The 12,293-nt window shown below is 64.3% G+C and carries 10 protein-coding genes; 9 read left to right on the top strand and 1 reads right to left on the bottom strand.

What is annotated here, in order from left to right:
• The first annotated feature begins 62 nt into the window (after positions 1-62).
• The 7 genes from mutS (at position 63) to VOI18_RS02015 (ending at position 10,403) form a co-directional block, all read left to right on the top strand.
• A complete protein-coding gene (gene mutS / locus VOI18_RS02045) occupies positions 63-2,756 on the top strand; it encodes a DNA mismatch repair protein MutS (protein ID WP_416374843.1) in 2,694 nt (897 codons plus the stop codon).
• A gap of 35 nt (positions 2,757-2,791) precedes the next feature.
• Positions 2,792-5,602, top strand: coding sequence for a [protein-PII] uridylyltransferase (locus tag VOI18_RS02040; protein ID WP_323760739.1), 2,811 nt, complete (start codon positions 2,792-2,794; stop codon positions 5,600-5,602).
• A gap of 2 nt (positions 5,603-5,604) precedes the next feature.
• A complete protein-coding gene (gene murJ, locus VOI18_RS02035) occupies positions 5,605-7,149 on the top strand; it encodes a murein biosynthesis integral membrane protein MurJ (protein WP_323760738.1) in 1,545 nt (514 codons plus the stop codon).
• A gap of 61 nt (positions 7,150-7,210) precedes the next feature.
• Complete coding sequence (gene trpS / locus VOI18_RS02030) at positions 7,211-8,248, top strand: tryptophan--tRNA ligase (RefSeq protein WP_323760737.1); 1,038 nt, start codon at positions 7,211-7,213, stop codon at positions 8,246-8,248.
• A 49-nt stretch (positions 8,249-8,297) separates the two neighbouring features.
• Complete coding sequence (locus VOI18_RS02025) at positions 8,298-8,705, top strand: hypothetical protein (protein ID WP_323760736.1); 408 nt, start codon at positions 8,298-8,300, stop codon at positions 8,703-8,705.
• Positions 8,706-8,761: 56 nt separating this feature from the next.
• On the top strand, positions 8,762-9,847 hold the full coding sequence (locus VOI18_RS02020) for a transporter (RefSeq protein ID WP_323760735.1): 1,086 nt from the start codon (positions 8,762-8,764) through the stop codon (positions 9,845-9,847).
• 13 nt (positions 9,848-9,860) lie between these two features.
• Complete coding sequence (locus tag VOI18_RS02015; RefSeq protein ID WP_323760734.1) at positions 9,861-10,403, top strand: copper chaperone PCu(A)C; 543 nt, start codon at positions 9,861-9,863, stop codon at positions 10,401-10,403.
• Between the two features lie 95 nt (positions 10,404-10,498).
• On the opposite strand, the gene VOI18_RS02010 is transcribed toward VOI18_RS02015, so the two are convergent.
• On the bottom strand, positions 10,499-11,092 hold the full coding sequence (locus VOI18_RS02010; RefSeq protein ID WP_323760733.1) for a hypothetical protein: 594 nt from the start codon (positions 11,090-11,092) through the stop codon (positions 10,499-10,501).
• Positions 11,093-11,164: 72 nt separating this feature from the next.
• On the opposite strand from VOI18_RS02010, the gene VOI18_RS02005 reads away from it, so the two are divergent.
• A complete protein-coding gene (locus VOI18_RS02005) occupies positions 11,165-11,641 on the top strand; it encodes a universal stress protein (RefSeq protein WP_323760732.1) in 477 nt (158 codons plus the stop codon).
• Between the two features lie 68 nt (positions 11,642-11,709).
• Positions 11,710-12,273, top strand: coding sequence for a NifU family protein (locus VOI18_RS02000; RefSeq protein WP_323760731.1), 564 nt, complete (start codon positions 11,710-11,712; stop codon positions 12,271-12,273).
• The last annotated feature ends 20 nt before the right edge of the window (positions 12,274-12,293 follow it).

The raw sequence follows: 12,293 nt of genomic DNA, 5'->3' as shown, positions 1-12,293 counted from the left end.
ACAGCGCTCTAGCCGCTTCGCACCCTTGCACGCAAGGCGAAACCTCGCCACCGTCTGCGCCGATGAATGCCATGTCGACCCTCCCCGTGCCGCGCGATCGCACCTTCCCGTCCAGTGAAGGCGCGACCCCGATGATGCAGCAATTCCTCGAGCTGCGTGCCCAGGCACCGGCTGATGCCTTGCTGTTCTATCGCATGGGCGACTTCTATGAACTGTTTTTCGACGATGCGGTGCGGGCATCTGCGGCGCTCGATATCGCGCTGACCAAGCGTGGGGAGCATCAGGGTGATCCGATCTCGATGTGTGGGGTGCCGGCGGCCACCGCCGAAGCCTATCTCGCCCGCCTGATCAAGGCCGGTTTCAAAGTTGCCGTTGGCGAGCAGATGGAGGATCCCAAGGCTGCGAAGGCCAGGGGTGGTTCCAAAGCGGTCGTGCGTCGGGCCATTACCCGGGTCGTGACGCCCGGGACGCTGACCGAGGACAGCCTGCTCGATCCGCGCGTGTCCAACCGCATCGCGGCGCTGGCGCAACTGGCGACCGGTGAAACGGCACTGGCCTGGGCGGATGTGTCGACCGGCGATTTCCGGGTTTCCCCGGTGGCGACGGAAAACATTGCTGCGGAGATCGCCGCCATGAACCCGGCCGAGTTGCTGGTTGAGGAGCGGGCCTTTGCAGAGGCCGCGATGCTGGCGCCACGGTCGACCCTGACACCCCTGCCACGAGCCAAATTTGATCCGGCCTCGGCAGAACGACAATTGAAGGACCAGTTCAGGGTTCAGGAACTGACCGCTTTCGGAAACTTTACCAGGGCCGAGTGTGCCGCACTTGGAGCCTTGCTGGACTATCTTTCATTGTCCCAGGCCGGCGCGCCGGCCAAGCTGGAGCCGCCGCGGCAGATAGCGGCGGGGGCGTGTCTCGCCATTGACCCGGCGACCCGGGCAAGCCTTGAAATCGAACGCACTTTGTCAGGATCACGTCAGGGCTCTCTGCTTGATGCGATTGACCGGACGGTGACCGCGCCGGGGGCGCGCAAGCTGGCCGAGCGACTGGCCAGACCCTTGACCGATGTGGCGCAAATCGAAGCCCGTCTTGATGCAATCACCTGGTTCGAGCGGGCCCGCACTGAACGCCGGGATCTGCGCGACCGGCTGCGCCAGGCCGGCGATGCCGAGCGCGCCCTTTCGCGGCTATTGCTGGGTCGGGGCGGGCCTCGCGACCTGAAATCACTCGCTGCGGCCCTGCAGGAAGGCGAGATCATTGCCGCCCGCCTGCTCGACAATGCGCTGGATACCCCACCGGCTCAAATCGCGGAAAGTCTCACGGCGCTGGTGCTCGATGACAAGCCGGACCTGGCAGACCTGGTCGCCGAGCTTGAACGGGCGATTGTGGACGAGCCGCCGCTCCTGCCCCGCGACGGCGGTTTCATCGCCGAAGGCTGGCGCGTCGAGTTGGACGAGTTGCGGCAGTTGCGCGACGCTTCACGCCGGGTGGTCGCAGGCCTGCAACAGACCTATGCCGAGGCGGTCGGTGTCAATGCCCTGAAGGTCAAGCACAACAATGTGCTGGGCTATTTCGTCGAAGTGACCGCCAAGCACGGCGACGCCCTGATGGCGGATGATCGCTTCATCCATCGTCAGACCATGGCCAACGCGATTCGGTTCTCGACCACCGAGCTGGCCGAGCTGGAGGCGAAGATCGCCTCGGCTGGCGATCGGGCCCTGGCGATGGAGATGGACGCTTTTGCCAGCCTGCGTGACAGGGTCGAGGCGGAGGCCGATCGAATCCGGTCAGCCGCGCGCGCGCTGGCTGAACTGGACGTGGCCGCCGGCCTTGCCGAATGGGCCGAAGACAGCGAGGCAGTTCGCCCCGTCATGTCCGACGACAGCGTGTTCCAAGTGGACGGAGGTCGGCATCCGGTGGTCGAGCGGGCGTTGGCCAAGGCCGGTGACGGCCGGTTCACGCCGAATGACTGCCGTCTCGACGGCGCCGGCGCTGAGGCCGCACGACTGACCTTCGTGACTGGCCCCAACATGGCCGGTAAATCGACATTCCTCCGACAGAACGCATTGATCCTGATGCTGGCCCAAGCCGGTTGTCATGTTCCGGCACGGGCCGCCCGTATCGGTGTCGCTGACCGCCTTTATTCGCGCGTGGGTGCCGCTGATGACCTCGCCCGCGGTCGCTCCACCTTCATGGCGGAGATGATCGAGACGGCCGCCATCCTGAACCAGGCGACGGCACGCAGTTTTGTCATCCTGGACGAGATCGGGCGTGGCACCGCGACGTTTGACGGGTTGTCGATCGCCTGGGCGGCGGCCGAGCATCTCCATGCAGTGAATGGTTGCCGGGCCCTGTTTGCCACCCATTATCACGAGTTGACCCGGCTTGCAGAGGATCTGGATGCCGCGGCCAATGTCTCGCTCAAGGCCCGCGAATGGAAAGGCGAACTGGTTTTTCTCCATGAGGTCGGGAGTGGCGCGGCGGACCGGTCCTACGGGATCGAGGTCGCGCGCCGGGCCGGATTGCCGCGGGTCGCGGTCAAACGGGCCCAGGCCATCCTGGCGCGCCTGGAGGCCGATGGGACACCGGCTGCGGCGCTCACAGACCTGCCCCTGTTTGCGCTGGCCGAGCCGGACCCGGAGCCGGTCATTTCCGAGGTCGAGACTAGGCTTGACCAGGTCGACCCGGATGCCTTGAGTCCACGCGAGGCGCTGGAAGTGCTGTATGCCCTCAAGGCGCTCGTGAAGAAGACGTGACGCCGCGGGTCGCGGTGCACTAGATTGGGTCCACGATGAAGATGCCCGCACTGCCCGCTTCGCTGGATGGTCTGCAATTGCGGGCCCGCCTGGCTTCCGCCCTGGCGCAACAGGGGTGGGAGTCACCGGCCGCCCGCGCTGCAGCTCTGGCTCATGTCCGCACCTCCATCGAACGGTTCCGGAGGCAGGCCTTTGGCAGCCTGTCCGGTGCCGGTGGCGGCGCCATCGCGGCCCATCTGCTGTCTGAAGGGATGAGTGTCTGCCTGCACGCGCTGTTCGATTCCATGGCCGCTGCGGATACCGCGGGCTCCACAGGTGTCGCCCTGTGCGCGCAAGGAGGGTTTGGAGCGGGGGAACTGGCCCCGTCCTCCGACATCGACCTGATGCTGATCAAGCCGGAAGCCGCCAGCGCGGCAACTGACACTTTCCTCCAGCAATTCCTGTACGCCCTCTGGGATCTCAAGATCGATGTCGGTGGCGGCGCCTGCCGGACCATGGACGAGACCATTGCACTGACCCAGGTGGATGCGTCGGAACGCACCGCCCTTCTCTCCTTGCGCCATCTGGCCGGCGATGAGGCTGCGACCGCGTCCCTGTCCCAGAGATTTCGTGATGAGGTCGTTGCCGGGGACCTGCCAGCCTTCGTGGAAGCCAAGCTGAAGGAGCGTGACGCCCGCATCGAAAAGGCCGGTCGGTCCCGCTACACGGTCGAGCCGAACCTGAAGTCCGGCAAGGGCGGCTTGCGGGACCTGCAGCTGATGCGCTGGCTGGCGCAATTCCTCTATGGTGCCGACGCATTCGAGCGCTGGGTTGGCAGTCGATTGCTGTCGGTCGAGGACGTCTCGAAATACATACTGGCCGATGACTTCCTGTGGACCGTCCGCTTTCACTTGCACGATCTTGCCGGCGGCAAGGATGAGCGTCTGACCTTTGACGTCCAGCCGGAAATTGCGGCGCGAATGGGTTTCGAGGATGGCGAGACGGACAGTGGTGTCGAGCGCTTCATGCGCCGGTACTTCCGCACGGCAATGGATGTCGGCGCGTTGACACGTCTGGTCTGCGCCAAGCTTGAGGCCGATGCCTGGAAGTCGAAGCCAAGGGGGTTGGCGCGATTCCTGCCGCCCGGAATGGAGGCGGCGGAGGACGCCGATGTCGGCGAATTCATCGTGCGTGACGGTCGTCTCGATTTTGCCCACGCAACGCAGATACGCGAAGACCCGATCCGCCTGATGCGGTTTTTCCACGTTGCCGCATCTCGCCGCCTCGACCTGCATCCCGAGGCGGTGGCGCGGATTGGGCGCACCCTGCATCTCATCGACGATGATTTTCGTCGTGCGCCGCGCGCCGCGAGGGCCTTTTTTGCTGTCTTGCTCGACAGCGCCGCGCCCATGGCGGTGCTGCGGATGATGACCGAAGCCGGTGTGCTGGGGCGCTACCTGCCCGAATTCGGCGATATCGTCGCCCGCACCCAGTTCAACATGTACCACCGCTACACGGTCGATGAGCACACATTGCATGCGCTGGGCGTCCTGCGGGAAATCGAGGACGGGCTTCACCCGCTCGATCATCCGCTATCGACCAAGCTGGTACCCCAGATCCAGAACCGCCGCGCGCTGCACCTGGCGGTCCTGTTGCATGACACCGGCAAGGGGGCGGGCGACCAATGCATCGAGGGCGCCGCGCGGGCGGTGACAGCGTGCGAGCGCATGGGCCTGGGCGATACGGAGACCGAGCTGGTGTCCTGGCTGATCGCGTCGCATCTGCTGATGAGCGACACGGCACAACGTCGCGACCTGTCCGATCCGCGAACCGTGGCCGATTTTGCCGCCGCGGTTGGAACCGTGGAGCGTTTGCGGCTGCTGACGGTCCTCACGGTCGTCGATATTCGTTCGGTCGGGCCCGGGGTCTGGAATGGCTGGAAGGGTCAGCTGATCCGTGAACTCTATTGGGCCACCGAACAAGTCCTGTCGAGTGATGGCGACAATCTCCAGCTCGCCCGAGAAACCCTCGCCGAAAAGGCCGAACTGGCCAGAAGCCACATCCGGCCACGGCTCGAGCGGATCGATGCCGATTTCGCTGCCTGGTGGACCGCGGAGCTCAACGACGCCTATTGGACCACTTTTTCCGAGGAGGACCGCTTCCGGCATGCGGCCTTTGTGCGGCATGCGCGCAATGCGGGCCGCCAGACCTCGGCCGCGGTTCGGGTGGACCGCCGCCGGGCCGCAACGGAAGTGATGATCTGGTCGCCGGACCGGGATCGGGTGTTTGCCGATATTGTCGCGGCCTTCGCCGAAGTCGGCGCCGATGTCGTGGGTGCAACCATCAATACAACGGCCTCGCACCAGGTTTTCGATATCTTCTACATCCAGGACGCGGCCGGTCAGCCCTATGGCAAGCACGATGCGGTGCAACGCCAGGCGCTCGTGGCCTATCTGCGGCAGGTTGCAACGGGCGAAACCACAGTCCGCCGCCGGCCGGCAGCACCGCTCAAGCGGCGCGATGCCGCCTTCCGGGTCACGCCGAATGTGACCATCTCCAACGAGGTCGCCGAGCATGCAACCGTGATCGAGGCGTCCGGTCGTGACCGGCCGGGCCTGCTGGCCGACCTGGCCGATGTTCTGGCCGACGAGCGCCTGGCCCTGACATCAGCCCAGATCGATGGCTATGGTGAACGGGCAACAGACGTGTTCTACGTTACCAGCAACGGTGACAAACTGGTCGATGACGCTGTTGGCCAACGCGTCCGCAATGGTTTGTTGGCGGTGTTCTCCGAGAACGAGACTGAATTCGACAAGACGGCCGCCCAGCGCGGATTTGCCCGGGCTCGGGCCAGTGTTTTGAGGTAGGCATGCGGCTCCTGCGTTCGACGGCAATTGTCGGTGTCCTGACCATGGCGAGCCGTGTGCTCGGCCTTGTCCGTGAAATGTTGCTGGCCGCGGCCCTGGGAGCCGGGGTGGTCACGGACGTTTTCCTGACCGCTTTCCAGTTCCCCAATCTCTTCCGGCGGATATTCGCGGAGGGCGCATTCAATTCCGCATTCGTGCCGCTCTATGCCGGCAAGCTTGAGAGCGGGGAGCAGGACGAGGCGATCCGATTTGCCCGGCAGGTCATGTCGGTCCTTCTCACCACGATGGTGGTCCTCGTGGTCGGCGCGCAATTCCTGATGCCTTGGTTGATGTATGCGCTGGGGCCCGGCTTTGTCGGCGAGCCGGGGCCGTTCGAGCTGGCCGTGCTACTGACCCAGATCACCATGCCCTATCTGCTGATGATGTCGCTCAGCGCGATGCTGAGCGGCGTTCTCAATTCCCACGGCCGTTTCGCGGTGGCAGCGGCGGCGCCGGTCCTGTTGAACCTGTTCCTGATCGCAATTCTCTATTTCTCGCCGGCCGAAGGTGAGAACATGGCGCTTCATCTCAGTATCGGCATCAGCCTGTCCGGTGTGGCGCAACTGGCGTGGCTGTTCGCGGCGTGCCGGGCGACGGGCCTGCGTTTGTCCTTGCAGCTGCCGCGCCTGTCACCCGGCGTCAGGCGGTTGATCGTGCTGGGCGTTCCCGGGGCTCTCGCGGCTGGGGTCACGCAGATCAATATCCTTGTGACCTCATCAATCGCGACCATGGAAATCAGCGCCCGGTCCTGGCTCTACTATGCGGACCGGCTCTATCAACTTCCTCTCGGCGTAGTCGGTATCGCCATGGGCGTCGTGCTGCTTCCAACCCTCAGCGGCCGCGTGCGGGCCGGTGCTGTCGAGGCGGCGTCCAACGCCATGAACCGGGCCCTGGAAATCTCCATGGCGCTGACCTTGCCGGCCGCGACAGCCCTGGCGGTCATCCCGGTTTTCATCGCGACCGGAATTTACCAGCGGGACGAGTTCACACCGAATGATGCCGCAATGGTCGGATACGCCTTGATCCCGTTCGCGATCGGCTTGCCGGCCTTTGTCTTGATCAAGGTGTTGTCGCCAGGCTTCTTCGCTCGAGAAGACACACTGACCCCGATGAAATTCGCGACCGTCGGCGTGGTGGTGAATTTGACGGTCGGTCTGGCGCTCTTTTTCGGACCGTTGGGTTTTGTGGGCCTGGCCATCGCGACAGCCCTCGCAGGTTGGGTCAACGCGATTTTGCTGGCCGTGACTTTGTGGCGACGGCGTCTGTTGGAGCCTGACAGGCGCCTGATCGGCAAGATACCCCGCATCCTGCTGGCCTGTGCGGCGTTGGCGGGTTTCCTCTTGCTCGCCGAACACCATGCCGAGATGTTGCGAGCCCATTTGCTCGATTCGACCCTGTTGACCCTGCTCGCCGTCTGCGGCGTCGGGCTCGTCGTCTACGGGGCAGCCGCGCTGATGACCGGTGCGCTGCGGCTGTCCGAGGTGCGCGGCGCACTCAAGCGCTCTTGAGGCAGCGGCTCGCGCTGGTTAAGACGCATGTCCCAGTCCGTCCTATCCGCAAGGCCATCCCATGAGTGACACCCCCACCGCCTACCAAGGCCCGAAACGCATATTCTCCGGCATGCAGCCAACCGGTCGCTTGCATCTCGGCAATTATCTCGGTGCTCTGAAAAACTGGGTGGCGCTGCAGGATGAGGATGAGTCCGAGCGCATCTATTGCGTCGTCGACATGCACGCCATCACCATGCCGCATGACGCCGAGGCCTTGCCGGATGCGGTCCGCCGCGTGACGGCCGCGTATCTTGCCGCTGGCCTGGACCCGGAAAAGAACGTGATTTTCGCCCAGTCTGCGGTTCCGGCCCATGCCGAACTGGCCTGGATCCTCAATTGTGTCGCCCGGCTCGGCTGGGCCGAGCGGATGACACAATTCAAGGACAAGGGTGGCAAGGACCGGGAGCGCGTCTCGGTCGGCCTGCTGACCTATCCGGTCCTGATGGCCGCCGACATCCTGGTCTATAAGGCGACCCATGTACCGGTCGGCGATGACCAGAAGCAGCATCTGGAGCTGTGCCGCGATGTCGCGGCCCGCTTCAATCGGGATTTCGGCAATGGCGAAGCGGTCTTCCCGATCACAGAGCCGCTCATCCAGGGCCCGGGCGCACGCATCATGAGTCTGCGTGACGGCACCGCCAAGATGTCGAAATCGGACATGTCGGACAATTCCCGGATCAATCTCGAGGATGATGCCGACACGATTGCCCGCAAGATCAAGAAGGCCAAGACCGATCCTGAGCCGCTTCCGGAATCGGTAGACGGTTTGGACGGTCGTCCGGAAGCCTCGAATCTTGTTGGCATTTTCGCGGCCCTGACCGGCGGGTCCAAAGCCTCTGTCCTGGCCGAGTATGGTGGCCAGGGTTTTGGCGCCTTTAAGCCGGCTCTCGCCGAGGTCGCGGTCGAGCATCTCGCCCCGATCTCCGACGAATACCGTAGGCTGATCGCCGAACGGGCCGAGATTGACCGGATCCTGCAAAAGGGCGCTGAGCGCGCGCGCGCGGTGGCGGAACCGGTTATTGCCGAAGCGAAAGCAGCGATCGGCTTCTGGAGCTAGGCTTTTTGCCGCACTCCCGGCCCGACCGAAAATCGACTAGAGCATCGACATGATTTGGTATCGCCTGCGCATGGCCGGTCTGGCCCTGCTCCTTGTGTGGAGCGCGCTATCGCCCTTTGCGGGTGAAGCGATGGCCCGTGTCACCGGCAATGATGGCTGGCTGCTCTGTGCGGGGGACGTCCGGGCCGAACTGTCCGTCGAGGACAACGAGAACCTGGCATTGCTGGCCCGGCTGTCCGGTGCACCTGCCCCGGCGGATTCCAATGCGCCTGTATCGGTGTGCGATGACTGCCTGGGGTGTCCGGGGTTGGCTCTGGCGGCACCGGATGCCTCTGTGTCGCCGGTCGCCCATGTCACGAGGGCGACGCAATCCACGCCGACCGGTTGGCCGCCGGTTCGGTCAAGCGGAGTGCGGCTTCCCGAACCGCGCGCACCACCTCTCGCCGATCACATCTGAAACCCTTTGTGATCCTGTCTGCGCACGATTGCGCAGGCCCATGCGAGACAAGACCCATGAGACTTTTCACGACTGTGAGCGCCCTTGCGCTCGCCATCAGTGCGCCTGCCCTGGCGCACGAACCCGACGCCATCAGGGCCGATGGCCATGCGCCGATCGGCGTGATGGGTGACCATACCCACGAGGCCGGCGAGTGGATGTTCTCCTACCGCTTCATGCGGATGGAGATGGAGGGCAACCGGATTGGAACGCGCGGCGTGACCCCGGCAGAAATCGTCACCTCGGTTGCGAATGTGAACGGCCCGCCGGCAACGCTGCGGGTCGTACCGACTGACATGACGATGGACATGCACATGTTGGGCGCGATGTATGCTCCGAACGACCGTGTCACCGTGATGATGATGGTGAATTATCTGCAGAATGAAATGATTCACACGACCTTTGCCGGGATGATGGGGGCCAGCGAGCTGGGCCGGTTCACCACCCGGAGCGAGGGTTTCGGCGATGTGAAGCTGTCGGCCTTGTTCGGGGTCGTTGACACAGGCCAGACGCGGCTCAACCTGCAGGCCGGCCTGTCGCTGCCGACCGGCTCGACCGGCGAGCGCGCCCGGGTTTTGACCCCCATGGGCACCACGCCGACACTTGTCATGCCCTATCCGATGCAATTGGGCACCGGCAGCTATGACCCGATGCTGGCGGCGACCCTGACCCACCAGGCCGGTCACTGGACGTTCGGTGGCCAGGCGTCTGCCACCTTGCGCGTGCAGGACAATGATTCGGGATACCGGGTTGGTGATGTCGCGCACGTCACCAGCTGGGCTGGATGGTCGCCCATGCCGTCATGGGCCTTCTTCGGGCGGCTGGAAGCGCGGAGCCAGGGCATGACGCACGGTTTTGACGCCCGCTTCGCGGCGCCGGTCCAGACCGCCAACCCGGCCTTTCTGGGTGGCGACACGGTTCTGGCATCCCTGGGTGTGAATTGGGTCGGACAATCCGGCGCGTTGCGGGGTCAGCGGATAGCGGCAGAATTGTCGCGACCGGTGTATCAGGACCTCAACGGTCCGCAGATGGAACGTGACTGGGCGCTGACGTTGGGTTGGCAATATGCATGGGGTGGCGGGCAACAACGCCACCATAACTGACAAGGACGGCACGATGAAAACGATAATTCTTCCCTGCCTGTCGGCGTTCGCCCTTGCGGCGTGCGGCGGTACGGATTCGACCGTGGCAGACGTGTCTGCGGTCGACCATGACGGCATGTCCCACGCGCCGGCCAGTGGCGATGACGGGGCTGCACTGACCGATGACGGCGTTATGCCGGTCATCGACGTCACGGTTGCGTGGATGCGGCCCCATCCACAAGGGCGCGATGTGACCGCGGCCTACTTTGTGGCCGGCTTGAGTGACGGGCGTGTGGACCGCCTCGTTGAAGCCCATATTGATGGCGCTGAGCGGGTCGAGCTGCACGGGCACACAATGGACGGGCAGGGCGTGATGCGGATGCGCCCGGTTGGTCCGCAGCGCATCGAAGCCGGGACCCCCCTGGAGTTCGCTCCGGGAGGCTTGCATCTCATGGTGCACGGGCTTGCCGCCGTGGCCGAAGGCGACTCCGCCAGCGGCGTGCTGGTGTTCGAGCGGGCCGGAGCGGTTCCCGTCGTCTTTTCGGTCCAGGCGAGCCGGCCAGCGGACCCGACCTGATCCCGGGCCCGTTTGGCCGACGGCAGGGCGTCGTCCCGGCATGGTTAACGAGGTATTACCGAACCCTCATTTCCTGCCATGGCGACGCCCCTCGCCTAGACAGGGCTCGGAGTCTCCGGATCTGACGGTCGGGAATAGGTTTCCGGGTCATAGTGTTTCGGTGCACGCGGCCAGAACAAACGCATCATCCAGACCCCCAGCGCGATCGCGGGTATCAACACCAGCCCGATCGCGTTCTCGTCCACCAGGAAGAGTTTTGCGAAGGCCGCACCGGCCAACACCGTCAGCAGTCCGCCGAGTGCGGTCATGAGGACCAGGAAGCGGACTGATGAGCCCTCGATATAGTCGACCCGATCGGACCGGCCTTCGAGTGCGGCATGAAGGGCGCCGAGAAAGGCCTGGAAATCGCGGGCATTGGCGTCCCATTGACCCATGCCCGCACAGCGCATTGACCCGAAGGCGACGGTGTCGCCATTGCCGGCGGTGACCCGGCAGACAACCTGACTGGCCTGGCCTGCCATTTCGACCGAGAGACGAACCTGGCGAACCTCGTCGAGGGCGATGAGGTGATCGGCGATCCCGTCAGGGTCCGAACTCGCATCCCGCCAGCGCAGCGCTGTGTCGTCGAGCGTCAGAACCCGCAGCGGTGCGCGAGCATTCCGGCGATCCTCAAGTGTCGTCAAAGCCATGATTGTCCCTCTTGGGCCGGGGGCTAGCATGAATAGCTGGACGTGTCGTGCGGCAGACGCCAAACTCTGCCCATGGCCCAGAGCACTCGCAAATTCCTTGTTGTTGCCGATGACAGTTCGGAGTGCCGGACGGCGTTGTACTTCGCGGCCCGCCGGGCCCAGGCGACCGGTGCACATGTGGCCATCCTGGCCACCCATGAGCCGGGAGACTTCAGTCACTGGATCGGCGTCGCCGAGACAGCGAAACGCGAAGCTGAAATGGCGGCGGAAACGCTTCTGGAATCGATGGCTGAAGACGCCGAAGCCGTGACCGGTGAACGTCCGGAGCTGTATCTGCGGGAAGGCGATCGGCGCGCGGTCCTGTCCGAACTGCTCGAGGAAGACCCGCTGATTTCGCTCCTGGTGCTGGCCGCCTCGGCGAACGGTGAGGGACCCGGCCCGTTGGTTACCGCCTTGGCGCGTGGCAAGGGCTTGTTTTCGGGCCGGGCGGTGCCGGTGACCGTGGTGCCCGGTGACATGGACGAGGACGAGATCGACGCGCTCGTCTGATATCCACAACCGAAGTGTGGTTGAATGGTACCAGAAAGAGCGCCAAGTGAGCAGCAGGAGGCCCTGTCATGTTCATCCAGACCGAAGCGACGCCCAATCCGAACACGCTGAAATTCCTGCCCGGCCGCGAAATCGCGCCGGACGGGCCGCGCGAATTCGAAAACGAAGAAGACGCTGCCAGCGCGCCGCTTGCGGCCGACCTGTTTCTGGTCGACGGCGTGTCGGGGGTGTTCTTTGGTGAGGACTTCATCGCGGTCACAAAGACCGACGCCTTTGAGTGGGACCATATCAAACCTTTCCTGCTCGGAACGATCATGGACGGCCTGCAATCGGGCCGCCCCCTCGTTGGCGCGGAAACCAGTGAAACCGGGCACGCCAATTATGCCGGTGAGAACGAAGGCCTGGTGAAGGAAATCATCGAGCTGATCGACACCCGCGTCCGGCCGGCGGTGGCCCAGGACGGCGGTGACATCCTGTTTCATTCCTACCTGGCTGACAGCGGCATTGTACGCCTGAAGATGCGCGGAGCGTGTTCGGGCTGCCCGTCCTCGACGATGACGTTGAAGTCGGGCATCGAAAACCTGCTCAAGCACTACATTCCCGAAATCCAGTCGGTCGAGGCCGTCGAGTAGCCCGGTCGGGAGCAACGGCG

The organism is Maricaulis sp., assembly GCF_034670125.1.
Lineage (GTDB): Bacteria > Pseudomonadota > Alphaproteobacteria > Caulobacterales > Maricaulaceae > Maricaulis.
Note: the sequence above shows the minus strand (reverse complement) of the source record. Positions and strands in the feature narration are given on the sequence as shown.